Genomic DNA, 25,264 nt, shown 5'->3' with positions numbered 1-25,264 from the left:
GCGCGAAATCTCGCGCCCCTCGGAAAACGGCGCCCGGACCTCAGGAAGTGAGGCGGCGATACATGTGCCAGCTGGCATGACCCAGAACCGGCAGCACGATGAAGAGGCCAAGGAACATCGGCAGCATCCCAACGAACAGGCTCGCCGCGATCACCAGCGCCCAGATCGCCATCGAGACCGGGTTGGCCGCGACTGCCCGCATCGAGGTGAGGATGGCGGTGATGATGTCGATCTCGCGATCCATGATCAGCGGCAGGCCGACCACGGTGAAGGAGAACAGCATCGCTGCGAAACCCGCCCCGATCAGGGTGCCGATGCTCAGCATCATCAGCCCGTTCCCGGTCAGAAGGATCTCAGGCGAGCTGGAGATGTTGGTGAAGGCCGACAGCCCCATGAACAGCGCGAAGGTGGTATGGGCGACGAAGACCCAGAACATGAACATCATCAGGATCAGCATCGCCATGGACGGCGTCTGGCGATCCTTCTCCGAGACGCAGCTGGCGATCACCTCGCGCCAGATCAGCGGCTCCTGCGCCTCCAGCTTGCGCGAGACGGTATAAAGCCCGATCGCCGCGAAGGGGGCGAGCAGCGGAAAGCCGAGCGCGAAGGGGATCAGCCACCATTCCTCGCCCTGCGCTGCGAACACCATCCAGAGCACGATGCCGCCGAGCACGTAAAAGCCCGAGAACATCAGACCGAAGGCCGGGGCGCGTTTGAAATCGTTCCATCCCGCCTTCAGGATGTCTGGTATGTCCGAGGCCTGAAGGTCGCGGATAGGCGGCACCTCGGAGGGCGGCGACACGATCGTTTGCATTGCTTTTCTCCCTGACTGAGGGCCTCTCCCAAAGGCCCGCAACTTCACGTTGCGTCACGCGGACGTGATCTGTCCAGAGAATTGCTCGCTGCGTCGCCGCGAGGCTCAGCCGCCCATCCGTTTCGTCAGCCGCAGGGAGAGCGCATAGGGCAGGCGTTTCAACAGCTTGAGTTGCCAAGTGAGGCGGCGGGGGAAGTGGGTTTCGAACCGGTCCTTGGCCAGCCCGTCTGCGATGCGGCGGGCGGCCTCGTCGGCTTCGATCATGAAGGGCATGGCGAAGTCGTTCTTCTCGGTCAGGCGAGTCTTCACGAAGCCGGGAGAGATCAGCCGCACGTCGATCTTGGGCGCATATTCGACCCGCAGGCTTTCCACTAGGTTGATCACGGCGGCTTTCGAGGCGGAGTAGAGCTGCCCTTTCGGCAGGCCGAAGATGCCCGCGACGGAGCCGAAGATCACCAACTGCCCACCTTCGCGTAGCAAGCCGGGAGCGGCCTGCGCGAACCATAGCGTGCCGAGCAGGTTCACCTCCACCAGCTTGCGCGCAGCCTCCCGTTCGATCTGCTCCACGCGGCCCGGATCGTAAAGCGCGGCGGTGATGATCATCGCATCCAGCGGCCCGTGGCTCAGGATTTCGCCGCGCGCATCGTCGAGGCTTTCGGGATCGGCGACGTCGCAGGGTACCACCTCGCCCTGACCCAGTTCTGCCTTCAACGCGTCCAGCGGCTCGACCGAGCGCGCAGACAGCACCAGCCGCGCCCCGCGGGCGGCCAGTTCGCGCGCCAGCGCCTGCCCGATGCCCGAGCTCGCGCCCATGATCCAGATGCGTTTGTCCTTGAACTCCACGGCGGTCATCCTTTCGCTAGTGGTGAGGATACGCGCCAAACCGGATCAGGGTTTCATTCCGAGGGCCTCGAGGCACTCCGCCAGCAGTTCATCCAGCGGCCGTGTGCCCGAAAGGTCCAGTATCGGTTCAGACCGGCCCGCCAGCCATTCGTGATGGCGGCTGAGCGAGCGACCCGAGAAATACGGATCGTCATAGCCCGCAGCCCAGGTCAGGAAGGAGCCGTGATTGCCCTCCATGTCGCCGCCCTTGCGGATACGCGGGCCGAAGCGCATCGCCTCGCGCTTGCGCAGGCGCGCGAGGCGGATCGGCGTCGGAGCGGTGAGAAAGACGATAAGGTCGGCGCCCGCGATCGCGGGTTCCCCCCAACCGTCGAGCGAGCCGGAGATCACCCAGCCTTCGGGCTTTTTCGCCGCCTCCATCAAGGCGAGCCGCTCTGCGGGGCGGCGTTTGACGGTGTAGGGCGGGTCGCTCTCGGCCCAATAGAATTCGTCGGTATCGAGATGGGTGACGCCCAAGCGGTCAGCCAGGCGTTCCCCCAAAGATGATGTGCCCGATCCTGCGGCGCCGGTGATGTGAACCCGCGCCGTCATTCGCGATCAGCTATCCGCCTGCGCGTCGGCGCGGGATTTGCCTTCGAGGCCGAGCGCCAGCGTCGCTGCCATGAACCCGTCGAGATCGCCGTCGAGCACGCCCTGCGTGTCCGAAGTCTCGTATTGGGTGCGCAGGTCTTTCACCATCTGGTAGGGCTGCAGCACGTAGGAGCGGATCTGGTTGCCCCAGCCGGCCGAGCCCTTGTTCTCGTGGGCTTCGTTGATCGCCGCGGTGCGCTTTTCCAGCTCCATCTGATAGAGCCGCGATTTCAGCGCTTTCATCGCGATGTCGCGGTTCTGGTGCTGCGATTTCTCGGACGAGGTGACAACGATGCCGGTCGGGTGGTGGGTGATCCGCACCGCCGAGTCGGTCGTGTTGACGTGCTGACCGCCAGCCCCCGAGGAGCGGAACGTGTCGATGCGGATATCGGCGGGGTTCACCTCGATCTCGATATTGTCGTCAACGACCGGGTAGACCCAGACCGAGGCGAAAGAGGTCTCGCGCGTGCCCTTGCCGAAGGGTGAAATCCGCACGAGGCGGTGCACGCCCGATTCCGATTTCAGCCAGCCATAGGCATTGGGACCGGAAATCTTGTAGGCGCAGGACTTGATCCCGGCCTCGGCACCCGGTTCTTCGGATTGCAGTTCGACCTCGTAGCCGCGCTTTTCGGCCCAGCGGACATACATCCGTTGCAGCATCGAGGCCCAGTCGCAGGCCTCGGTGCCTCCCGCGCCCGCATTGATCTCGAGGAAGGTGTCGTTGCCGTCGGCCTCGCCGTCGAGAAGGGCTTCCAGCTCTTTCGACGCGGCGGTTTCCTTCAGCGCGGCGAGCGACGCTTCTGCTTCGGAGACGACTTCCTCGTCGTCTTCCATCTCGCCAAGTTCGATCAGTTCGACATTGTCCTCCAGATCCTGCTTGATCCGGTTATAGGTTTCGAACTTGTCCATCAGTTGCTGCCGGTCGCGCATCAGTTTCTGCGCGCGCGCCTGATCGTCCCACAGGGTGGGGTCTTCGATCATCGCGTTGAATTCCTCGATCCGGTGCGGCGCGGTCTCGAGGTCCATCCGCTGGCCGAGCAAGGTCAGGGACTTGCGGATCTGTTCGACGGTATTCTGCGTCTCGGCGCGCATCTGTCATCCTCTTGAAAGCTTGGTCCGCGTGATACGAGATCGGCGCGGCGCCCGCAAGGCGGGGCGGGGGAAATTGCGTGGGCCGCGCGGCGTTGGAAAGCCGCGCGGCCCTTGTGTTCGAGGCCCCCGGATGCCGAGCGGGATGCGGCTCAGCTTGCCTCCAGCGCGGCGATGATCGCGCCGAAATCGCTAGCTTTGAGCGAGGCCCCGCCCACCAACGCGCCGTCGACGTTGGAGGTCGCGAAGATCTCCTCGGCATTGCCGGGTTTGACCGAGCCGCCATAGAGCAGCCGCATGCCGTTGCCTGCGTCGGCGAAGCGCGCGATCAGCGTGTTGCGCATGAAGTCATGGACCTCCGCGATCTGATCCAGCGTCGGCGTGCGACCCGTGCCGATCGCCCAGACGGGCTCGTAGGCGATTACGCAATTGGCGGCCGTCGCACCGTCGGGAACGGAGCCGGCAAGCTGTTCGCCGATCACGTCGAGCGTCTGTTCGCCGTCGCGCTGCGCTTCCGTTTCGCCCACGCAGATCACCGCGATCAGGCCTGCGGCGATCGCAGCCTCGGCCTTGGCGCGCACAATCAGATCGCTTTCATGATGATCGGCACGGCGTTCGGAATGGCCGACGATGACGTGAGAGCCACCCGCATCCGCGATCATCTGCGCCGAGATGTCGCCCGTATGTGCGCCGCTCTCGTTCATGTGGCAATCCTGCCCGCCGACCGCGAGCTTGCCGCCCGCCGCCTCGGCCATCGCGCCGATCAGCGTCGCGGGCGGGCACAGGAGCACGTCACAGGCGGGCGAGGGATGCCCCTCGACAAGGGATTTCACCTCGCCCAGGTTGCTCTTGAGCCCGTTCATCTTCCAATTGCCGGCGGCCAGCTTCTTGCGCATGCCTGTCTCCCTTATGTCATTCGGGCCGACATTAGGGCAGGGGGATCGCACTCGCAAAGGGCAAATTGGCGCGGGAGCGGGGCTCAGCCGTTGGTCTGGGGGGCTTCCATATCGGCGAATTTGATCGACTCGCCGCAGCCGCATTCATCGACGACGTTCGGATTGCGGAACTTGAAGCCGCTTTCGAGAAGACCGGTCTCGTAGTCGATCTCTGTGCCCAGCATGAACATCTGCGCCATCGGTGCGATCAGAACCCGGGCGGGGCCCTTTTCCACGACGATATCCATCGGTCCGGCCTCGGCCGCGACCTCCATCGTGTATTCCATGCCCGCGCAGCCCCCTTTCTTCACGCCGATGCGGAAGCCAGCCGCGTCTTCGCGCGACATCAGCTTGGCGATCTGCGCGACGGCGGCGTCGGTCAGGGTTACGGGGTCTTGTCCGGGAACGTTGAACATGGGGGCTCTCCTTCACCGAGTAATTTAGTCGGGCACGGGCAGGATTCCAAGGGGCGGCAAATGTCCCAAAAGCGCGAGCGTGGCGTAAGAGGCGGCGAGCGCCCAGCCGAAGGAGGCCAGCGTGCCGATGATCACATATTCGGATTTCGGATTCGCGCCGTCTTTTGACACCGCCTCGAAGCGCAGGATCGACTTTGCCGCGATCAGGAAGCCGATGCCCGAGGGCTGTCCCGCCAGCACCAGCAGAAAGATCAGCCCGCGCTCGAGAAGCCCGATCATCCGCCCGCCCTGCGGCAACCCCTCGGGCGGTGCGTCCTCTTCGTAGCGCACCATCAGCATGCCCACCGCGAAACCGCCGGCGCGGGTGGTGATCAAAAGGCCGGTGGCGAGCGTCAGGACGCCGGGGAGCCATGAGAGGCTCGCCCAGAGCGCGTTGGCCCAGAATGTCGGGACGGCGGTGGCGATCAGCGCGGTCGCAGCCAGATGGGCGGCCTGATCGCCAAGGAAGGCGGCGAGGGGATGTTCGCGCGGTGCGAAGCTCTTGGCCACATCGATCACCAGATGGCTGAGCGCGACCAGCGCCAGCACCCCGATCAGCGTCCACGACAGTTGCAGCCCTGCCAACAGCGTCAGCCCCGTGAGGATCGCGATATGCGCGGCCAGCGCGGCCTCGTCCCGCCCGGCCTTCTTCGCCGCCATGCCGCTGCTTTGAAACGCGAAATCTGTGAAGGCATGGGCAAAGACAAGCGCCGCGAAAGTCTCGATCATTGGGTCTCCTCGATCATCGCCAGGGCCTCCACGATGGCGGGGTAGGCCGCGCTTGCCAAGGCCTGTGCCAGCGATTGCCGGGTGATGCCGATCTCGGAGGCGGCGGCGGTTTGGGTCGGCGGATCGAGGCGCAGCATCGGCGCGATTGCGCGCGCCTGCGCCGGGGTCCACGCCTCCGAGATGTGATCGAACAGCCGGAACGCCGCGCCAAGCGCCCCGCCCGCAGCATGGGCAATGCGCGGCCCCTCCAAGCTATCCAGCAGATGGCCCGAGGCGGTGAAGGCCGGGCCCGATGCCCCGTTCAGGTCGCTATCCGCAGGCAGCGTGCCGTCGCCCTCGGCAATCGCGATCCGGGTCGAGAACGCCTCGCCCAAGGCGCGCAACTCGGCCCGGATCAGCAGCGCGAGCCTAGCCTGAAGGCGCGGGCTGGGTATCGCGAATTGCCACCCATCTCCGCGATTGCGGGCAAAGTGACTTTCCCGCAGAAGCGGAGACAATGCCGCCGCCGCGCCCTCGATCGCATCGAGTGCCGCGCCCAGCTCGGAGGCCGAGAGCCGAGTCGAGGCGACGATATCGCCGGTGAGAACACAAAAATAAGCCATGCGCAGGTTTTAGCGCCTGCGCATGGCAATATGCAATTAAAAAAGCCTGCATCTAAAGTCTAGCAGGTAAAAATGCCTGCGTCACTCGTCGAGGAACGGGTAATCCGTGTAGCCCTGAGCACCGCCGCCGTAGAACGTTTCCGAGTTCGGCTCGTTCAGCGGAGCGTCCTTCGCGAAACGCTTGGGCAGGTCCGGATTCGCGATGAAGAGCTTGCCGAAGGCCACCGCCGCCGCACCCTCTTTCAGTGCCGCTTCGGCCATCGCCTTGTCGTAGCCGTTATTCGCGATATAGGGCGCCTTCGACTTCGCGCGCAGCGTCTCTATCCCGTCCTCGGGCCATTCGCGCGGACCGCCGGTCTGGCCTTCCACGAAGTGGACATAGGCCATAGGCTTGGTGTTGAGGAAATCGATCACCGCGCCGAACAGCTCGGCCGTGTTGCTGTCGATGCCCACGTTATTCGCGTTCGACCACGGCGAGAGACGGATGCCCACACGCTCGGCGCCCAGCACCTCGGTGACCGCATCGACCACTTCGCGCAGGAAGCGGGTGCGGTTCTCGATCGAGCCGCCGTACTCGTCTTCTCGTTTGTTCGAGGTGTCGCGCAGGAACTGATCGATCAGATAGCCATTCGCGGCGTGAATCTCGACGCCATCGAAGCCCGCGGCCTGCGCATTGCGCGCGGCCTTGCGGTAATCTTCGACCGTCGCTGCGATTTCCTCGACCGTCAGCGCATGCGGCGTGGTGGTCGCCACGAAGCCTTCGCCGTCGAAGGTCTTGGCCTCGGCCGAGATCGCAGACGGCCCGACCGGGTCACGCCCGTTCAGCAGCTGCGGCACCGAGATCCGGCCGACATGCCAGATTTGCGCGACGATCTTGCCGCCAGCCTCATGCACCGCGTCGGTGACTTTCTTCCAGCCCGCGACCTGCTCCTCGCTGTAGATGCCTGGCGTCCAGGCGTAGCCCTGACCCATCGGCGAAATCTGCGTGCCTTCGGTGACGATCAGCCCGGCGCCTGCACGCTGGCGATAATACTCGACCGTCATATCGGTCGGGTGCAGATCGGGGGCACGGTTGCGGGTCAGTGGCGCCATCACGAAGCGGTTGGCGATCTCGATCGCGCCGAGCTTCGTGGGGGAGAATAGCGTATCAGCCATGTCAGTCCTCTCATCGGGTTTGACGTTCGGCCAGATGACATGGGGCTGCGCGGGCGGGCGGCAAGTCCATCGCAGTGCGAAGGTTGTGTGCGCAAATGCAAGGAAACAAAAAGGGAGCCGCGCGGCTCCCTTCCTCTTGGTCGGAAATATCCTGGAAGCACCCGCAGGGTGCGGGGCAGAGCCCCTCCAAGCCTCACATGAAGCCTAGTTCCAGCCGCGCCTCGTCGGACATCATGTCCATGCCCCATTGCGGATCGAAGGTCATCTCGACATCGACATCGCGCAGACCACCGACGCAGGCCACGGCATCGTGAACCCAACCCGGCATCTCGCCCGCGACGGGGCAGCCCGGAGCGGTGAGCGTCATGATCACCTTCGCGTCATTCTCAGGGCTGATCTCGATGGTGTAGACGAGGCCGAGATCATAGATGTTCACCGGGATTTCCGGGTCATAGACGGTGCGGCACGCTTCCACGACATTTTCGTAGAGCGGATGGTCGGTCGTCGAGGGCTTGATCAGCGGCGTGCCTTCAAGCGGCTCTTCGGGCGTGGCGGTCATGGCGGCTTCTTCCATCGGCAGGGGCGCCGGCAGGGCGCCTATCGAATTACTCGACTGTTTATCTAGGTGATAGGACCCGAGCCGTAAAGGGAGCTGTGGGCAGTCTGCTGATATGTGATGTCGCAGCGCTGCGAAGAGGCAATGACGGAACGTTGTTTGTAAGGGACGCGTCCGAACCCCGGGTGGCGCGTGGCTTTGTGTGGGGCCGGGCGCTCAATCTCGCAAGCCCGGCGGGCGCTTGAGCCTGCGATGACATCGACAACGCGCCTTCCCGGGGAAGGTTGGGCGCGGCCCGGGGCTGGTCGCCCCGGACCAACGGGAGGAAGCGGCGCTCTCTTCACAACGCTCGCCGCTTGACGCCCCGCACGCTTCGCGCCAAACCGATCCCATGTTGCCCGAAGAGAAACTCGACCAGATCCTCGCGCGCTTCGAGTACCTCGAGGCGCTGCTCAACGCTGGCGCGGAACCCGCCAAGATCGCCGAGATCAGCCGCGAATATTCCGAATTGAAGCCGGTCGTCACCCAGATCGAGGCATGGCGTCAGGCCCGCGCCGATCTGGCCGAGGCGGAAGGCTGGATGACCGATCCGGAAATGCGCGATCTGGCCGAAGAGGAATTGCCGCGTCTCAAAGCCCGTATCCCCGAGATGGAACAGGCCTTGCGCGTGGCGCTTCTGCCCAAGGATGCCGCCGACGCGCGCCCCGCGATCCTGGAGATCCGCCCCGGCACGGGCGGCGAGGAAGCGGCGCTGTTCGCGGGTAACCTGTTGCGTATGTATCAGAAATACGCCGAGAAACATGGCTGGCGTTTCGAGATGATGGAGTTGACCGAGACCGAGCTGGGCGGCGTCAAGGAAGCGGTGGCGCGCATCGAAGGTGAGGGCGTCTTCGCCCGGCTGAAATACGAATCCGGCGTTCACCGCGTGCAGCGCGTGCCGGAAACCGAGGCCGGCGGACGCATCCACACGTCTGCCGCGACCGTCGCCGTTCTGCCCGAGGTCGAGGCTGTCGATATCGACATCCCCGCCAATGATATCCGGATCGACACGATGCGGGCCTCCGGGGCGGGCGGGCAGCACGTCAACACGACGGATTCCGCGGTGCGCATCACCCATATCCCGACCGGGATCGTCGTGACTTCGTCGGAGAAATCCCAGCACCAGAACCGCGCCAATGCGATGGCGGTGCTGCGCGCGCGGCTGTTCGAGGCCGAGCGCGACCGCGCGGCTTCGGAACGTGCCGAGACGCGGAAATCCCAGGTGGGTTCCGGCGACCGCTCGGAGCGCATCCGCACCTATAATTTCCCGCAAGGGCGGCTGACCGATCACCGCATCAACCTCACGCTCTATTCCCTTGATAAGGTTATGGAAGGCGAGATCGACGAAGTGGTCGACGCGCTGATTGCCGACGATCAGGCGGCGAAACTGGCGGAGATGGAGGCGTGAGGGCGCAGGATGCGTTGGTCGCCGCGACGCGGCGTCTGCGCGAGGCCGGGATCGAGGGCGCGCAGACCGACGCGCGCAGGCTTTTGGCCCATGCGCTGCAGATCGCGCCCGACCGACTGACGCTGGCGCTGCAAGACCCGCTGCCAGAGGACGCAGCCGCCCGGTTTGAGGCGGCGCTCACCGCCCGCGAGGCGCGCCAGCCCGTCGCCCAGATCACGGGCAAGCGCCTCTTCTGGGGGCATGAATTCCGCGTCACCCGCGACACGCTCGACCCACGCCCGGAGACGGAGCTGCTGGTCGAGGTGGCGCTGGAGCGGCCCTTCGTTCACGCGCTCGACCTCGGAACGGGCACCGGCTGCATCCTGATCTCGCTGCTGAAATCCATGCCCTTCGCGGCAGGGACGGGGACAGACCTGTCTCAAGCCGCGCTTGAGGTCGCGAAAGCCAATGCCGAGGCGCTCGGTGTCGCCAAACGCGCCAAGTTCCTGATTTCAGACTGGTTTGCCAATGTGCCGGGGCGTTATGACCTCATCGTCGCGAATCCTCCTTATATTGCGGAAGACGAGATGGCGGGGCTCTCTCAGGACGTGCGTGACTGGGAGCCGCTCTCGGCGCTGACGCCGGGCGGCGACGGGCTCGACGCCTATCGCGCCATTGCCCGCGGCGCAGGGGCGCGGCTGATGGCGGGCGGACGCCTCGCCGTCGAGATCGGTCCGACGCAGGCGCAGGCGGTTAGCGATCTCTTCGCAGCGCAGGGCCTTGAGAACATCGAGACCCGCCGTGATCTCGACGGCCGCGACCGCGTCATTTTGGCGCATAAACCCGGTGATCCGGCGGATTGCGGCACGTCCTGAGCACGAAATCGCGCAAAAACTTGGGGAAAACCCCGCGAATCCATCGAAATCGCGGATTTGACCGATTTTCTGACTTGAAAGGTCGCCCCTCGCATGTTTAGTCAAGCCTGTGCAGGCCGGATATTGATCCCCCGCACGGCTCAGCTTCACAGCGCGGGTGTTTGGAACGAAACCGGGCAGGTATGCCCAGCGTGACAGTTCAGCCCGCAGGCCCTGCATTAGCGGCCATTTCCGAAAAGCCCGTGACAACGGGCCAAGAAAACGAAAGCCATGAGATCTTCGAAATCCCGTTCGCGTAACAAGTCGAACCGTCAACGGTCGATGGGCAATATCGTCAACCGCGTCTTCGACAGCTCCGGCCCCGAAGGCAAGGTGCGCGGTACGCCGCAACAGATCATCGACAAATATCTGCAGCTCGCGCGCGATGCGCAGCTCGGCAACGACCGCGTGGCCGAACAGAACTTCCTGCAGCACGCAGAGCATTACACGCGAATGCTGGGCGAGGCGCAGAAAGAACAGGCCCGCGAGCAGGAAGCCCGCAACCAGCAGCGCCAGCAGAACAACCAGAATAACGGCAACCAGAACAATGGTGGCCAGAATAATGGTGGTCAGAGCCACGGCGGCCACGGGCAAAGCGGCGGCCAGAACAGCGGTCAGAACGACGGTCAGCAGAATGACGGTCAAAACGAGACCGGCTCGAAAGGGGAGGCTCAGGACAATGCGTCCGAGCGCCGCGACGAGCGCTCCGAGGGCAGGTCGTCCGGGCGCAAGCGGAGCGAAAGCTCCGAGATGATGCCGCCGATGCCGCAGCTGGACTCCGATGACGATTCCACCCTCGTCGATACGCCCGAAAGCCGTAGTCGCGGCGACGACGCGCCGAAGGCGGAAGAGCCCTCCGAAAAGCCGGAGAAGGCCGAGAAAGCTGAAAAGGCCGAGAAGCCCAAGCGTCCGCGCGCCCCGCGCAAGCCGCGCGCTCCGAAAGCCGAAAAGGCCGAAAAAGCCGAGGCGAGCGCCGAGCTGCCGAAGGCTTCAGGCGAGTAAAGCCTCCCAAGAGATAGCGCGAGGCCCGCCAAGTTGGCGGGCCTTTTTGCATCTTGGGAGCGGGGCGGACGCTTCGCCCGTCTGGTCCGCGTGCGGATACACCCGGCCGCAGCTGCCATCCATCAGATGTGCCACGTGCAAGCCGACACGCGCGAACCGCGCAGCTCTCTCTATCGCGGCAGTTCAGCGGTGTGACCGGTCAGCATCGACGTGGGCAACTGGCCAATCCCGGAAATGAGGGAAGCGAAGACGATCTCGGCACCGCGAGGCAAGTCGTCCTCGCGCGCGGCGCAGATCATTCCTGTCCCGCGACGATGCGCGCGAGGCGGCAGAACTGCTCCAGCGTGACCCGTTCGGCGCGTTCGGTGGGCGCGATCCCAGCCTGCTCCAGCTTCGCCTCGATATCAGGGGCGACACCCTTGAGCGAAGCCCGCAGCATCTTGCGGCGCTGGTTGAAGCCCGCAGCCACGACCCGGCTGAGCGTTGCCGCATCGGCCGGATAGCGCGGCTCGGGCAGGGCGCGCAGATGCACCACCGCCGAATGCACCTTGGGTGCGGGCGTGAATGCCTCGGGCGGCAGGCTCATTACGATCTTCGCCTCGGCGCGCCATTGCGCGAGGATCGCGAGGCGGCCGTAATGCTTAGAGCCCGGCTTCGCCACGATCCGCTCAGCCACCTCGCGCTGGAACATCAGCGTCAGGCTTTCCCAGAAGGGCGGCCAGTCTTTCGGCGTCAGCCAGCGCACCAGCAACTCGGTGCCCACGTTATAGGGCAGGTTCGCGGCGATCTTGATCGGGGGCGTGAGATGCGCGAGCGGATCGACCTGCAGCGCATCGCCATTGATCACTTCGAGACGGCCCGGATAGGCCTCGGCGATCTCGGCCAAGGCGGGCAGACAGCGTGTGTCCTTCTCGATCGCGAGCACCTTGCGCGCGCCCTCGGCCAGCAGTCCGCGCGTGAGGCCGCCGGGGCCGGGACCGACCTCCAGCACGTCGGCACCCGTCAGATCGCCCGCCGAGCGCGCGATCTTCGCGGTCAGGTTCAGGTCCAGCAGGAAGTTCTGCCCGAGGCTCTTCTTTGCCACCAGGTCATGCGTCTGCAGAACCTCGCGCAGCGGGGGCAGCCCGTCGATCGTGGCCATCACGCAGCCTCAGTCATGCCGGGCCGCTCCCATCCGGGCCGCCATCTCCAGCGCCGCGATCAACGAGGCGGGGTTGGCGCGGCCCTGACCCGCGATGTCATAGGCAGTGCCATGATCGGGTGAGGTGCGCACGAAGGGCAGGCCGAGCGTGATATTCACCCCGCCGTCGAAATCGAGCGTCTTGATCGGGATCAGCGCCTGATCGTGATAGGCGCAGATCGCCGCGTCGTAATTCTGCCGGGCGCGCGCGTGGAACATCGTGTCGGCAGGCATCGGGCCCGCAACCGCGTAGCCCTCTTCGCGCAGACCGTCGAGCGTGTCGGCGATCCAGTCGCCTTCCTCGATGCCCATCGCCCCGCCTTCGCCTGCATGCGGGTTCAGCCCCGCGACCGCGATCCGTGGGGCCGAGAAGCCGAAATCGCGCCGCAACCCTTCATAGGTGATCCGCACCGTCTCGCGCAGAAGCTGCGGGGTCAGAAGTTTCGGTACTTCGGAGAGCGCGACATGGATCGTGGCGGGCACCACGCGCAGCGGCGGGTCGACTCGCGACGAGGCGAGCATCATCACCACCCGCTCGACGCCCGCGAGATGGGCCAGATATTCGGTATGGCCGGGGAAGGTGAACTTTGCCCCGTCTTTCAGCGCTTTCTTGTTGATCGGCGCGGTGGTGAGCGCAGCCCCTTCGCCGCGCATCACCAGATCGACGCCGCGCGCGATCACGTCGATCACGGCTTTCGCATTTGCGGGATCGGGCTCGCCCGGAAGGGCGGCGGCGGGAAACTGGTGGGGCAGCACCGGCAGCCCGGCGCTGGCGTGGCGCAGCGCGTCGGCGGGTCGGTCGATCTCTCGGATTTTTGTGCCGCGCGGCAGATGCGCGGGGTCACCGATCCAGACGAAGGGCAGTTTCGCGCCGCAATGTTCCCAGGCGCGGGCGGCGATCTCGGGGCCAATCCCCGAGGGGTCGCCGCAGCTGAGGATCACGGGGCGGTCGGGCGCACGGGCCGCGGTGCGATCGGTCGGCTGGGCGCTCATTTGCGCACGATGACCGCTTCGGCTTCCAGATCGGCCATGTAGCCATTGGCGTAGGATTCCAGCGCCTTGTTCTCGAGAGCCGCGCGGACCTGATCGCGGTCGGGAGCCGATTGGTCACCTTGGGGCGCAACCTTGCGATCGCAGAGCATCACGAGCACGTCGTTGGCGCCTTGCGGGATCACTTCGGTCTCGCCCACATCGAGATGCGCCAGCGCGAGACCGATATTGGTCGGAACCTGCGCCTGCGCCACGTCCTCATGCTTGGTGAGCGCGCTCGGCGGGAAGCCCTTGCCGATCGTGTAGAGCTGGTTGCATTCGCGCGCCGCGGCCACCTGGCTCTGGATCTTGGCCGATTGCTGCGAGCCGGTCGGGCCGATCGCGAAGGTCATGTAGCTGAGCGTCTGCGGGCCCGACGGCGCATCGCCGTCGCCGATCGCGCGCAGCATGAAGACCGCGACCGCGCCTTGCAGCTCGATCGGCTGGGTCGCGGTGCCGGGCTTGAGCTTGAGCACCACGCCGCGCAGTTGCGGCGGCAGCTTGTCGATCGGCATCCAGTCCAGACGCCCACCGCGTGCACGCGACGGCGCGGCCGAATATTGACGCGCGAGCGCGGCGAAAGCGCCTTCGCCCTGCGCGGCCGACAGCTGACGCGCTTGCCCCATCGCGGCCCGGGCGCGGCCCTGCGGTGCGGGGATGATCGCCTCCGATATCAGCACCTTCACGCCCTTGCCGGTCTGGCTCTCGGGCATCATCGCGCGGTCGACGTCGGATTTCGTGATGTTCACCTGCGGCCCGAAGCGTGCGCGGATCACCTGGCGCCAGACAAGGCCGGCTTCGGTGAAGTTGCGGAACGTGTTCGGATCGACGCCTTCCTTCTGCAGTGCCTGCACGAATTCGTCGCCGGTCATGTTCGCGCGGCCAGCGAATTCATCCATGCCCTTCTGGATCGCGGCTTCGTCGAGCTTGATGCCGATGCGCTTGCCGGCCCAGATCCGCAGACGGTCCTCGATCAGCGCCTTCTCGGCGTCCTCGCGCGTGTTCGCGCCGGCGTTCAGCAGCTGCATGAAGCGCTGCCGCTGGTTGATTTCGTAGTCGGTCACGCCCATGCCGTTGACGGTGACGACGGGCGCGAAGCTACCGCCCGATTGCGCCTGCGCCGTTCCTGCGGCGAAGGGCAGGGCGAGCATCAGCGCCAGAAGGGTGAGCAGTCGGGTCATCATCGTCATGAGCGTGCCTGTCCGTTTCGTCTCGTTCAGTCCTGGCCCTTGGGGCCTCGTTGATCCTCTGGGCCCGCTGGGCCGCTTTGCGATCCCCGGCCTCAACTTCCGCACATTCGCCGCGCGGGCGCACCGTCGCTCGCGCCGAAGCCGACGAGTTGGACGGATAGGCCGAAATCGGTCTCAGGGGCTACACTAGTGGATGACGTGAAGCGGCGCGAGAGGGAAAGATCAACCGCGATGCATTCGGTTTGGTAGCGCAGGCCGAGCTTGGCGCGCGCGGCGCGCTCGGCGGTGAAATCGTAACGTGTGCTCATCGTGCCCGACCAGCCGGCGCCCCAGCGCCACGCCGTGTCCAGCATCAGCTCGGACATGTTGTCGTCGCGTCCTTCGGCGGGGTTCTTCTCGAGCCAGAGATAGCCCGCCGAGATGTCGAAGTCAGTTCCGACCCGCGATAGCCGCACCTCGTCGCGCGACACGGAGAAGTTATCGTCGAACAGCGCGCGGTTCGACAGCGTCAGCCCGTTCGCGGTTGCGAGATGGGTCGCGAGAAGCCAGTCGGATTTCGTGCCCGACAGCCCGGTGCCCTGCGAGAACTGGTTCAGGTCGCGCTGGCGGAACACACGGCCCGCCGCGACGCCAAGCGACCAGCCGGAGCTGTCATAACGCGTCCAGCCGAGCCCGACATTGGCGCGCAAACCCGTCTCGCGGGCATCCTCGCCCGGAAAGCGGGTCAGCGAGAACAGGTTGCCGCCGTCGAATTCAGGCAGCTGGCTGTCCTCGTTGGGAGCGTCCTTCAGGTGATCCGGCGCCCAGACGACCTGCGCAACCGGCTCGATCACATAGGCCGCGCGACCGCTCGTCTTGACCCAGGGCCAGCGGATCTCCGCGGCGACGGTAGGCTGGCCACGCAGGATCGTTTCGCTGAAGGCGGGGTCCTGGTTGGTCTCGATGATGTCGCCCGCGAATTGGGTCTCGATCGACCCGAGCATGCCCGGCCCGAACAGCCAGTTGCGCCGCCAATCGGCGGTGAGCGAGCCACGCACCATGTCGCGCCCGTCGGGGCGACCGTCGCCGTTCAGATCGACCGTCGCATTCGAAGCGCGCCGCGTGGCGAGGGTGGAAAACCGCACGCTGGCCTGTCCGCCGATCCCGGCGGGGCGGAAGGTGCGGAGCCATTCTCCGGTGCCGCTCAGCATTGGCTCGGTGGCGTTGCTCTCACCCGCGCGCAGGGAGTGGACATTGCCGACGCGGGCCCAGATCAATTCGTCGCTGCGTACCCGTTCGAGCGTGACGCCCGACCACAGGCGGTCATCGTCGCTGAGCCCGTAATTGAGCAGGTAGCTGTCGTCGCTGACCAGCCGAAGCTGCGCGGTCAGGCGAAACTCGCGCGGAAGCTGCGCCTCGAGATCGCCGAAGAGATAGCCGCGCGTGCCGCTGCGAATGTCGTCATTGCTCAGCGCGCCGGACCATTCCATCTTGCCCCAGTTGAAGGCCTGCCGATAGCGCAGGTTCAGTGTCTCGGTGCGCGAAGTGGCGAAATAGGGCGTCACCGTCAGATCTCGGCTGGGTCCGAGCGCGATGAAATAGGGTACCAGAAGCCCCGGGCCGAGACCGCTCGTGGTGCGGAAACGCGGAGCGAGGAAGCCCGTCATCCGCTTCACGCCTGGCGCGGGCAGCCGCAGCCGAGGCAGGTAGGCGATCGGCACGCCCGCCGCGCGGAACTGGGCGTCCTCGAATACGATCTGGCGCGTCGTCGCGTTATGCACGACGCGGCTCGCACGGATTTCCCAAAGCGGCGTCGGATTGGTCCGGCATACCTCGCAAGACGACGCCACGACCTTGTCCATGATGGTGATCGCGCCCTCGCGCCGCTCGATCCGGGCGGCGGCGAGCTGCAATTCGCGCGCCATCACCATGCGCGCGCTCAGCAGGATGCCGTTTTGCAGGTCGGAGGACAGTTCTGCCTGCGAGGCGAGGATCACCGCCTGCGACTGGCCGGGCTGAACCAGCCGGATCGGACCTTCGAGGTAAAGCTTGTCGGCCTTCTGGTCATAGACCACGCGTTTTGCAGACAGCCGGTTTGACTTGTAGAAGACCTCGACATTCCCTTCCGCGACCAACTCGTTCTGGTTGCGGATCGCGACCCGATCGGCCAGCAGCGTCGCCAATTCGTCCGAGGCGGGGATCGCCGCACCCTGCGTTGCGGGGGCCGTATCGGTCGCTGTTTGGTCTTGCGCGCGCCCGGGCTGCGGCCCTGCCACGCCAAGCGCGACGATCAGCGCCAGAGCGCTTGCCCGTCCTGCCAAAGCGCCGAATTGCCGCCGCATCACCCATCCTCCCGGTGCAGAAGCCGCGCCAGCGGCAGCATCAACCCGATCACCGGCGGCGCCCAGGCCGCGAGTAGAACGGGAATCTGTCCGTTATCGCCCAGAACTTGCGCGATATTGCGCAGGAAGAACAAGCCCAGACCGGCAGCCAAGGCGAAAAGAACCTTCGCGCCGATGCCGCCGAAGCGCACATGGTCCATCGTGAAGCTCGCCGCAATCAGGACCATCGCAACGAAGAGCACCGGCAGCGCGAGCTCCATCTGCAGCCACACGATATGGCGGCGCGCGGAGAAGCCTGCGGCCTCCAGCGAGGCGATGAAGCCCGGCAATTGCCAGATCGGCACTGCGGAGGGCTTGCCGAAACTGTCGCGGATGCTCGCCACCGTCAGGTCGGAGGGCAGCGAGAGGCTGTCTTCGATCGTAGCGTCGCGCTCGGGGTTGGTGGAGTCGCCCAACGGCCAGTCTTTCACGTCCTGCAACTGCCACGCGCCCGGCACCAGCGTCGCGGTTTTCGCGTCGATCCGGCGCACCGGGCCGCGTTGAGGGTCGAAAATCAGGAAGGTCACTCCATGCAGCGTCGTTGCATCGCCATTCGCGCGATCGGCATGAATCACCGCCTGCGCGAGCGTTTTGCCGTCCGAGGAAAGCCCCGCGCTTTGTCGCATCCAGACGCCTTCGCGCCCGATCGACACGGTCGAGCCCCCATTGGAGGTGTAGTGATCCAGCAGGGTCTCATAGCGCTTCGACGTGGCCGAGACGAGCGGGTTGCCCACCAGCAGCGTCAGCAGCCCGAGCACCAGCGCCGCCGCGATCGGTGCGGCCAGCATACGCAGTGCAGACCGGCCCGCGGCCCGGATCACGACCAGTTCCGAACTGCGCGCGAGAGAGATGAACAGCGCCACGGAGGACAGCATCACGATCAGCGGCAGGATCGTGTAAAGCGTCTCCGGGATGTTGAGCGCGGAGAGCAACGAGACCTGCAAAAGGCTCAGCCCCTGATCGGAGAAGCGGCGGATTTCCTCGACCACGTCGATCAGGAACAGGATGCTCCAGAAGCTTGCCGCGACGATCAGGAAGCTGCGGAGAAACCGTTTCGCAAGATAGAGAGCAAGCGTCACGCGGCAGCCTCCCGCTTGGGCCGGATGCGGCGCGGACGACCGGACCACCACAGCATGAACAGCACCATCACGATCCCGCCCAGCGTCGGCGCAATCAGGCTCGGCCAGAGCGAGGGGTCGCGCCCGGAACTGGTTTCGGCGGCGTTCTGAAGTACCTGCATCACGATCAGCCCGCCGATCGCGAGCGTCATCTGCCGCCACATGCCGAAGCGCGAGAAGGTGCCCATCATCAGCGCCGAGAATCCGATCAGCGCCGCGATCGGGGCCAATAGCGGTTGCGTGATCCGCCGAGCGAGCTCCAGTCGTAGCGCGTCGCGGGCGGCCTTGGCGCTGTCGGCGCCCGGAGTCGCGTCGAGTCCGCTCCCCGCCATCATCGCGGCGAGGCGCGGGGTCATCATCTCGTCGATCTTCAGCGCCCGCGCTTTCCCGGACTTGAGGAAGGAGCCGATGTCGTAGGTGAAATTGGCAAAGCGGGTGACAGACAGGTGATCGGAGGGTTTGCGCAGGGTCTGGGCCATACCCGAGAACATGATCAGTTTCGGCCCCGTCTCGGTCTTCACGATCACCCCCTTGTCGGCGGTATAAATCGTGCTCGTCTGCGCCGAGCGGCTGTCGGAGACGAAGATATCCTGCAACTCCCCCAGATCAGAAATGCGCCGGATATAGATCGAGATGCCCGGCGCGGGATGCTGGAACGTGCCTTCGGTGAGGAATTTCGCGGTCAGGTTCTGCGCGACCTCCTGCTGGCGCTCGGCCAGACGGGCCTTCGCGGCGGGGACGAGGAAGTTCACCAGCAACGCCATCATCACCGAGGCGATCAGCCCGAAGACCAGTACCGGACGCGCCAGCCGCCAGTTCGAGGTTCCGGTGGCGCGCATCACCACCAGTTCGCTGTCCTGATCGAGCCGGTTGAATGCGTAGATCGTGGCGGCGAAGGCCGCGACCGGCAGCACGATGCGGATGACGTAAGGCAAGGTCAGCGCGGTGAATTCCAGCACCACCGTTGCGGTCTGGCCATCCGAAATCAGGCTGTCGAACATGATCACAGCCCGGTTGACCCAATAGACGGAGACCAGCACGAGCGCGAAAAACCCGAACAGCGCCATCAATTTGGACAAAACATATCTGTCCAGTCGCGTCACGACCCTTCAATACCCCCGAATATTTCCCTTTCTCTAGCCTGTCGGGCGAAGTGAGGGAAGGGCGCAGCGGGGGTGCTTTTCATTTTCCGGAGGCAGGGCTAGGCTCTCGCGCGAAATGATGCCAATCGCGACCGCTCGCCGCCGATCCGCGCGACGGTCCCATCTGCGGAGAGCCCCACATGACCCAACCCGTCGCCATCGCCTTCAAGGAAACCGATCCGGAGGGCTTTGCCACCCAAAGCGGGCGGATCGCTCTGATCGTGGGCGGGGACGGCAAGCTGGGCCAGGCCGGGCGCAAGCTGGACCGCGCGATGAAGGGCGCGATCAAGCGCGCGGTGGATTCGGAAGCCTTCGCGGGTTTGGGTGCGGGCGAGGCGATGGATCTGAGCTGGCCCGCCGCGATCGCCGCCGAAGCGGTGCAGCTGGTGCGGCTCGACCGGAAATCCAGTGCCGACGAGGCCCGCAAGGCGGGGGCTGCGATCGGGGCCAAGCTCGGCGAAGCCGGGGTTCTCGTGGTGGCGCAAGGCCATCCGCGCGCGGCTGATCTGTCGCTGGGGCTAGCGCTGCGCGCCTATCGCTTCGACTATCACACCGGCGAGGGCAAGAAGGATTTCGGCCCGGTGACGATCATGGTCGACAAGCCCGAAGAAGTCGCCGCTGCCGCCGCCCCGCATGCAGCACTCGCCGAGGGGGTGTTCTTCACCCGCGATCTGGTAAACGAGCCCGCAAACATCCTCACCACCGACGATTTCGCCGCCCGCCTCGCCGCGATGCAGGAGCTGGGCCTCGATGTCGAAATCCTCGAGGAAGAGGACATGAAGAAGCTCGGCATGGGCGCGCTTCTGGGTGTCGGCATGGGCTCGGAAATGCCCTCCAAACTCGTCGTCATGCAGTGGAAGGGCGGCGAGGAAGGTGAGGCGCCCTTCGCGCTCGTCGGCAAGGGCGTCGTCTTCGATGCGGGCGGCATCTCGCTCAAGCCCGGCGCGGGCATGGAAGAGATGACGATGGATATGGGCGGCGCAGGCGTCGTCTCGGGCGTGATGCGCACGCTGGCGCTGCGCAAGGCCAAGGCGAATGTCGTGGGCCTCGTGGGTCTCGTCGAAAACATGCCCGACGGGCGCGCGCAACGCCCCGGCGATATCGTGACCTCGATGAAGGGCGACACGATCGAAGTCATCAACACCGATGCCGAAGGCCGCCTCGTTCTGGCCGATGTGCTCTGGTATGCGCAGGACCGGTTCAAGCCCAAGGCGATGGTCAATCTCGCCACGCTGACCGGCGCGGTGATCGTCGCGCTCGGTCACGAGAATGCGGGCCTTTTCGCCAATGATGACAAGTTTGTAGCCGACATTCTTAAAGCGGCGAAGACCGAGGGCGAGGGCGCGTGGCACATGCCGCTGCAGCCCGCCTATGACAAGGCGCTGAAATCGCGGCTGGCGGATATGCGCAATGTCGGAAACCGCTGGGGCGGCGCGATCACCGCGGCCGCTTTCCTGAAGCGCTTCGTCAAGGACGAGGTGCCGTGGTGCCATATCGACATCGCGGGCGTCGCGCTTCCGCCGAACGAGACCACGCTGGCCCCGAAAGGGCCGACCGGTTGGGGCGTGCGCATGCTCGACCGGCTTATCCGCGACAAGTTCGAAGCCTGAGATGGGGCAGGTCAATTTCTACCATCTGACCCGCTCCAGTCTCGAGGAGGTGGTGCTGAACCTCGCCTCCCGGGCGGTGGAGCAGGGTTGGAAGGTGGAGTTGCGCGGTACCGATTCCGCGCGCCTCGACTGGCTCGACCAGAGACTCTGGCTGATGGGAAGCGAGGCGAGCTTTCTGCCGCACGGGCTCGCAGGCGGGCCACATGACGCTTTGCAGCCGATCTTGCTGGGCACCGCGCCCGCAGGCGACGGGCGCGAGGCGATGATGGCCGTCGACGGTGCCGAGGTCGCGGCGGAGGAGACCGACGCCCATAAACGCGTCTGGATCCTGTTCGACGGCAACGACCCGCAGGCGGTGCAACATGCGCGCGGCCAGTGGAAGACACTCACCGGCGCGGGCGCGAAAGCGATCTACTGGTCGGAAGAGGGCGGCCGCTGGGAGAAGAAGGCGGAGAGTTGAGGCATACAGCGTCGCTCAGTTCATGAGACCACTAAAGATCTCCGTAGAGCTTAAAGAGCGGCCACTGCTTACGACTTGGGTCATACCCCATAAGCAAAAAGACATTCGCAATCCCTCTGTGTGGGACGAACGTATTGTTGGTTAAGAACTCTTCGATTTGAGCTGCATAAAGCCATGGTTCTGCTGTGTGGATCAGAAGAACGTCAATTGATACGCCGCGCTTCGCGTATTTCTGTGCTTTTTGGTCAACAAGTAGATCTACCTCTTTGCGAATGCGTGATGCGTGCCACTGAGTGTCCTGAAACAAAGGATTTGCATGCGGGCTTTCACCTTTGTTCGCCCGCTTCTTATGATCCGGATTGATCATTTGGACGAGTTCGACGTCCAGCGTTTTGCCATCAAAATCAACAAAGCAGTCAGGAGGATCGTCGTTGTTAGCGCGGAGATTGGCTAATTCTACGCTGAATTGGCGCGCCATTTCTTCGCACCAAGTCGCAGCGGTGGCCAATTCGACGATCTCCTTGTCGCCCGATGTCTCGTGATTGAATTCGCCGCCGTAGCCGTTGTCTTTGTTCATTATTCTCGCCCAGCGAGCCATGCTGACGCTTTCATTTTCTTCCATGAGAGGCGTTCTTCCTCTGGCGACTAGCTTCTCTCTGCTTACTCTACCGCAGCCGTTCGGGCTCCAGCACCATCACCGTGGGCTCGCGCGGCAAGGTTCTGAGCGAGACGATCACCTCGCTCACGCCGGGCCGCTCCACCGCGAAGACACCCTTCATCCCGTCGAGAAAGCTCTGCAGGGTCGGCTCGCCGAACCAATGGACCGGGATCACGATGCGTGAGCGCAACCGGTTCAGGATGCGGATCATCGTCGGCTGATCGACCGTGTAGGAGCCGTCCACCGCTGCCATCACGACGTCGAGCCGCCCGAGCGCCGCATATTGCGCGGGATCGGGCTCGTGATGCAGGTGGCCCAGATGGCCGATACACAGCCCCGCCACCTCGAAAACGAAGATCGAGTTGCCGTTCTCCTCGACCCCGCCCCAGCTGCGGATATCAGTGGGCACATTGCGGATCAGCATCTCGCCCAGATCGAGATGATGCTCGGCAGCGATGCCGAACTGATCCGACCAGCCCTTAAGCGCCACCGTCCCGTTCGGGATCATATCGGTCATATGGCTCGAATGAGCATGGTTCATCGTGACGTAATCGGGGGCAAACCGGGCCCCGCCGGTCCAGCCGTTGAAATCGGTAATGACCGACAGCCCGCCCTCGGTCTGCAACAGCACCATCGAATGGTCGATGTAATGCAGCCGCACCGATTGCTCCGGCACCGGGTCGGACCAACTGGCCTTGTGCAGATATTCGATCCCGGGCGCTGCATCGGCGATCGCGATGCAGTGGCTGATCCGCTGGTTCTGCGCGGCCGCGACGACCGGCGCAAGCGTGGTGAAGAGGGCGAGAAGTAGGGCGCGGAACATGGCGAGCCTCCTTTTGCCTTAGCGTAAAGCGAAAAGCTGATTCCGGTCTATGCCCCTACGTAAGATGCCGTGCGACCCCCGACGTTTTCAAAGGGCTGACCGCGAAAAGATCGCCGCTTTGCCCAAGTTTTGCCGCGTTTCTTCATAGGATCAAATTCAACGGAAGATCGATGATTGTTTCACTTGGAGTCGCCATGTCCCTCGCCACACTTGACCAAACCGCTTATCAGAGCGCGCGCGACAGTTCCTTCCAGGATCTTCTGGTTTACGCGGCCAAGAAGTCGGGCCGTTCGGTGTTGCAGGTGCTGCGCGACTATCGCCAACTTGCGAAGTCGGAGACGCGGATCAACCTCGTCGAATATGTGCGCTTCGGGCTTTACGACATTGCACGCCACGATCAGGCAGAGCGCGCGCGGTTCCTGTCCAACGACCTGCACTGGCCGATCGTCAATGTCGTGAACAACCGCGGCTGGTACAGCGCCGCAGAGGACAAGGCGCTGGCCTCAACGCTTCTTGGCGCCGCGGGGGTGGCGATCCCCGAGACTGTCGCTGTGCTTGACCCCTCGCAGCGCCTCTACCACGGGATGGGGGAGCGGATCAGCGATGCGAACCAGCTGAGGGCTTTCCTTCTCGCGCGCCCAGGGCAGCAATTCTTCGGCAAGATCGTGGATGGCATGGTCAGCTTCGGTGCGTTCCGGATCGAACACGCGGATGCCGAGATGATCCATTGCGCCGGCCAGGAGCCGATGAGCTACGACGATTTCGCCGAGCAGACGCTCGCCAAGAATGCCTATGTGCTTCAGCCGGTGCTCCAGAACCACGCCGCCTTGCAGCCTTATGCCTCTGCTCTGGCCACGGTGCGGATGGTGAACCTGCTTACGAATGACGGGCTGCGTGTGCCAATGGCGGCGATCAAGCTGCCGCAAGGCGATAATATCGCCGATGCGTTCTGGCGCCCCGGAAATCTCGCCTGCGGAATCGACGTCCCGACCGGTCGCATTCGCACCGTCGCGCGACGCGGGATCGAGGTCGAATTCCTCGAAGATCACCCCGACCGGCCTGGCCTGATGGGGATGGAACTGCCTTTCTGGAAAGAACTCCTCGAAATCAACGAGCGGGCCGCGCGCAGCTTCGCCCCCGTCCGGTATCAATCCACCGATATCGCCATCACTGCGGATGGCCCCGTTGTGGTAGAGATCAACGCAGGCGGCGGGTTCGATCTTCCGCAATATTCCAATGGTCGCGGCATGCTCACTCCGGAGGTGCGCGCCTTTTTCGAAAGCTGCGGGGTGAAGTTCCGCCCGAAAAAGAGCCTGCTGCCCTTCTGATCGCTCTTCGCTCTGCTGCCGCGCGCGGCCTTCCCTTTGCGCCGCTTTGGGTCTATCAGCCGGGGCCGAAGGAGAGCCCCAGATGACCAAGTTCAGCTTCACCCTCAAGGCCACCGACGGCGCGGCGCGCACCGGGACGATTTCGACTCCGCGCGGCGAGATCCGTACGCCGGCTTTCATGCCCGTGGGTACCGCCGCCACCGTGAAGGCGATGATGCCCGAAAGCGTGGCCGCGACCGGCGCGGATATTCTGCTGGGCAATACCTACCATCTGATGCTGCGCCCCGGTGCAGAGCGCGTGGCGCGTCTGGGCGGGCTGCATAAGTTCATGAACTGGGACAAGCCGATCCTGACCGACTCCGGCGGGTTCCAAGTGATGAGCCTGGCATCTCTGCGCAAGCTGACCGAGGAAGGCGTGACCTTTGCCTCCCATGTCGATGGCTCGAAACATATGCTCTCGCCCGAACGCTCGATGGAGATTCAGAAGCTCTTGGGCTCGGACATCGTGATGTGCTTCGACGAGTGTCCCGCGCTGCCTGCGACCGAGGAAGAAGTGGCCAAATCCATGCGCCTCTCGATGCGGTGGGCGCAGCGCTCACGTGACGCCTTTGGCGACCGTCCGGGCCATGCGCTGTTCGGCATCCAGCAGGGCGGCGTGACGCGTGAGCTTCGAGAGGAAAGTGCCGAGAAACTCAAGGAGATCGGCTTCGAGGGCTACGCGGTCGGCGGCCTCGCCGTGGGCGAGGGGCAGGAGGCGATGTTCGGCGTGCTCGATTATGCGCCCGGCATGCTGCCGCAAGACAAACCCCGCTACCTGATGGGCGTCGGCAAACCCGATGATATCGTGGGCGCGGTCGAGCGCGGCATCGACATGATGGATTGCGTGCTGCCGTCGCGCTCGGGGCGCACGGGTCAGGCCTGGACCCGCCGCGGTCAGGTGAACATCAAGAACGCCCGCCATGCCGACGACCCGCGCCCCTTGGACGAGGCCTGCACATGCCCGGCCTGCTCGAACTATTCGCGCGCCTATTTGCACCACGTCTTCCGCTCCGGCGAGATGATCTCGGGGATGCTGCTCACTTGGCACAACCTGCATTACTATCAGGAACTGATGGCGGGCCTGCGCGCGGCGATCGACGAGGGAGCGCTGGCGCGCTTCGTCTCGGAATTCCACGAGACCCGCGCGATGGGCGATATCGAGCCGCTCTGAACCCCG

The 25,264-nt window shown here is 64.7% G+C and carries 25 protein-coding genes; 7 read left to right on the top strand and 18 right to left on the bottom strand.

Translation table 11 applies throughout. From position 1 onward, the window contains the following. Positions 1-40: 40 nt before the first annotated feature. The 10 genes from B6V74_RS01205 to B6V74_RS01160 form a co-directional block, all read right to left on the bottom strand. Complete coding sequence (locus tag B6V74_RS01205) at positions 41-814, bottom strand: DUF2189 domain-containing protein (RefSeq protein ID WP_075774550.1); 774 nt, start codon at positions 812-814, stop codon at positions 41-43. Between the two features lie 105 nt (positions 815-919). Then, positions 920-1,657: an SDR family NAD(P)-dependent oxidoreductase gene (locus B6V74_RS01200; RefSeq protein WP_240497025.1), complete on the bottom strand. Its 738-nt coding sequence runs from the start codon at positions 1,655-1,657 to the stop codon at positions 920-922. Positions 1,658-1,702: 45 nt separating this feature from the next. Beyond that, positions 1,703-2,248, bottom strand: coding sequence for an AAA family ATPase (locus B6V74_RS01195; protein ID WP_088721744.1), 546 nt, complete (start codon positions 2,246-2,248; stop codon positions 1,703-1,705). Positions 2,249-2,254: 6 nt separating this feature from the next. Next, positions 2,255-3,379: a peptide chain release factor 2 gene (gene prfB, locus B6V74_RS01190; protein ID WP_075774553.1), complete on the bottom strand. Its 1,125-nt coding sequence runs from the start codon at positions 3,377-3,379 to the stop codon at positions 2,255-2,257. A gap of 149 nt (positions 3,380-3,528) precedes the next feature. After that, positions 3,529-4,272 carry a triose-phosphate isomerase gene (tpiA, locus tag B6V74_RS01185; protein WP_088721743.1) on the bottom strand — a complete coding sequence of 248 codons (744 nt, stop codon included), beginning with the start codon at positions 4,270-4,272 and terminating at the stop codon, positions 3,529-3,531. 83 nt (positions 4,273-4,355) lie between these two features. Then, positions 4,356-4,727, bottom strand: coding sequence for an iron-sulfur cluster assembly accessory protein (locus B6V74_RS01180; protein WP_075774555.1), 372 nt, complete (start codon positions 4,725-4,727; stop codon positions 4,356-4,358). Between the two features lie 24 nt (positions 4,728-4,751). After that, a complete protein-coding gene (locus B6V74_RS01175; RefSeq protein ID WP_088721742.1) occupies positions 4,752-5,495 on the bottom strand; it encodes a DUF3307 domain-containing protein in 744 nt (247 codons plus the stop codon). Next, positions 5,492-6,097 carry a hypothetical protein gene (locus B6V74_RS01170; protein WP_088721741.1) on the bottom strand — a complete coding sequence of 202 codons (606 nt, stop codon included), beginning with the start codon at positions 6,095-6,097 and terminating at the stop codon, positions 5,492-5,494. Before B6V74_RS01170 ends, B6V74_RS01175 begins: the two co-directional genes overlap by 4 nt. Before the next feature lie 81 nt (positions 6,098-6,178). Further along, positions 6,179-7,252, bottom strand: coding sequence for an alkene reductase (locus B6V74_RS01165; protein WP_088721740.1), 1,074 nt, complete (start codon positions 7,250-7,252; stop codon positions 6,179-6,181). Positions 7,253-7,445: 193 nt separating this feature from the next. After that, on the bottom strand, positions 7,446-7,811 hold the full coding sequence (locus tag B6V74_RS01160; RefSeq protein WP_078519345.1) for a DUF59 domain-containing protein: 366 nt from the start codon (positions 7,809-7,811) through the stop codon (positions 7,446-7,448). A gap of 388 nt (positions 7,812-8,199) precedes the next feature. Between B6V74_RS01160 and prfA the strand changes: the two genes are divergently transcribed. From prfA to B6V74_RS01145, 3 genes are all read left to right on the top strand, one after another. Then, positions 8,200-9,255, top strand: a complete 1,056-nt coding sequence (gene prfA / locus B6V74_RS01155) for a peptide chain release factor 1 (RefSeq protein WP_075774738.1) — start codon at positions 8,200-8,202, stop codon at positions 9,253-9,255. After that, the gene (prmC, locus tag B6V74_RS01150; RefSeq protein WP_088721739.1) at positions 9,252-10,109 is read left to right on the top strand and encodes a peptide chain release factor N(5)-glutamine methyltransferase; all 858 of its coding nucleotides are present in this window, start codon (positions 9,252-9,254) and stop codon (positions 10,107-10,109) included. Before prfA ends, prmC begins: the two co-directional genes overlap by 4 nt. Positions 10,110-10,379: 270 nt before the next feature. After that, on the top strand, positions 10,380-11,150 hold the full coding sequence (locus B6V74_RS01145; RefSeq protein WP_088721738.1) for a DUF4167 domain-containing protein: 771 nt from the start codon (positions 10,380-10,382) through the stop codon (positions 11,148-11,150). A gap of 295 nt (positions 11,151-11,445) precedes the next feature. On the opposite strand, the gene rsmA is transcribed toward B6V74_RS01145, so the two are convergent. The 6 genes from rsmA to lptF form a co-directional block, all read right to left on the bottom strand. Then, positions 11,446-12,291 carry a 16S rRNA (adenine(1518)-N(6)/adenine(1519)-N(6))-dimethyltransferase RsmA gene (gene rsmA / locus B6V74_RS01140; RefSeq protein ID WP_075774562.1) on the bottom strand — a complete coding sequence of 282 codons (846 nt, stop codon included), beginning with the start codon at positions 12,289-12,291 and terminating at the stop codon, positions 11,446-11,448. Between the two features lie 9 nt (positions 12,292-12,300). Beyond that, entirely contained in the window at positions 12,301-13,323 is a 1,023-nt protein-coding gene (pdxA, locus tag B6V74_RS01135) for a 4-hydroxythreonine-4-phosphate dehydrogenase PdxA (RefSeq protein ID WP_088718850.1), read from the bottom strand. Beyond that, entirely contained in the window at positions 13,320-14,549 is a 1,230-nt protein-coding gene (locus B6V74_RS01130; protein ID WP_088718849.1) for a peptidylprolyl isomerase, read from the bottom strand. The genes pdxA and B6V74_RS01130 overlap by 4 nt, the downstream gene beginning before the upstream one ends. A 92-nt stretch (positions 14,550-14,641) precedes the next feature. Continuing rightward, complete coding sequence (gene lptD, locus B6V74_RS01125; RefSeq protein WP_088721737.1) at positions 14,642-16,870, bottom strand: LPS assembly protein LptD; 2,229 nt, start codon at positions 16,868-16,870, stop codon at positions 14,642-14,644. Then, positions 16,870-17,988 (bottom strand): LPS export ABC transporter permease LptG, encoded by a 1,119-nt coding sequence (gene lptG, locus B6V74_RS01120; RefSeq protein WP_075774566.1) that lies wholly within the window; start codon positions 17,986-17,988, stop codon positions 16,870-16,872. Before lptG ends, lptD begins: the two co-directional genes overlap by 1 nt. After that, positions 17,985-19,130, bottom strand: a complete 1,146-nt coding sequence (gene lptF, locus B6V74_RS01115; RefSeq protein ID WP_075774567.1) for an LPS export ABC transporter permease LptF — start codon at positions 19,128-19,130, stop codon at positions 17,985-17,987. Before lptF ends, lptG begins: the two co-directional genes overlap by 4 nt. A gap of 179 nt (positions 19,131-19,309) precedes the next feature. On the opposite strand from lptF, the gene B6V74_RS01110 reads away from it, so the two are divergent. Together B6V74_RS01110 and B6V74_RS01105 are read left to right on the top strand one after the other, a co-directional pair. Further along, complete coding sequence (locus B6V74_RS01110) at positions 19,310-20,779, top strand: leucyl aminopeptidase (RefSeq protein ID WP_088721736.1); 1,470 nt, start codon at positions 19,310-19,312, stop codon at positions 20,777-20,779. A gap of 1 nt (position 20,780) precedes the next feature. After that, a complete protein-coding gene (locus B6V74_RS01105; protein WP_075774569.1) occupies positions 20,781-21,239 on the top strand; it encodes a DNA polymerase III subunit chi in 459 nt (152 codons plus the stop codon). 31 nt (positions 21,240-21,270) lie between these two features. Here the strand turns inward: B6V74_RS01105 and B6V74_RS01100 are convergent, their stop codons facing one another. Further along, complete coding sequence (locus B6V74_RS01100) at positions 21,271-21,861, bottom strand: hypothetical protein (protein WP_088721735.1); 591 nt, start codon at positions 21,859-21,861, stop codon at positions 21,271-21,273. 43 nt (positions 21,862-21,904) lie between these two features. Then, on the bottom strand, positions 21,905-22,720 hold the full coding sequence (locus B6V74_RS01095; protein ID WP_088721734.1) for an MBL fold metallo-hydrolase: 816 nt from the start codon (positions 22,718-22,720) through the stop codon (positions 21,905-21,907). A gap of 194 nt (positions 22,721-22,914) precedes the next feature. Here B6V74_RS01095 and B6V74_RS01090 point away from each other — a divergent pair, with 194 nt between their 5' ends. Together B6V74_RS01090 and tgt are read left to right on the top strand one after the other, a co-directional pair. Continuing rightward, complete coding sequence (locus B6V74_RS01090; protein WP_168184163.1) at positions 22,915-24,048, top strand: sugar-transfer associated ATP-grasp domain-containing protein; 1,134 nt, start codon at positions 22,915-22,917, stop codon at positions 24,046-24,048. Between the two features lie 82 nt (positions 24,049-24,130). Beyond that, complete coding sequence (tgt, locus tag B6V74_RS01085; RefSeq protein WP_075774572.1) at positions 24,131-25,258, top strand: tRNA guanosine(34) transglycosylase Tgt; 1,128 nt, start codon at positions 24,131-24,133, stop codon at positions 25,256-25,258. Positions 25,259-25,264 lie beyond the last annotated feature (6 nt).

The organism is Thioclava sp. F42-5 (genome assembly GCF_002213195.1).
Taxonomy (GTDB): domain Bacteria; phylum Pseudomonadota; class Alphaproteobacteria; order Rhodobacterales; family Rhodobacteraceae; genus Thioclava; species Thioclava nitratireducens.
The sequence above is the reverse complement of the archived record's forward strand: the minus strand, read 5'-3'. Positions and strand labels throughout refer to the sequence as shown.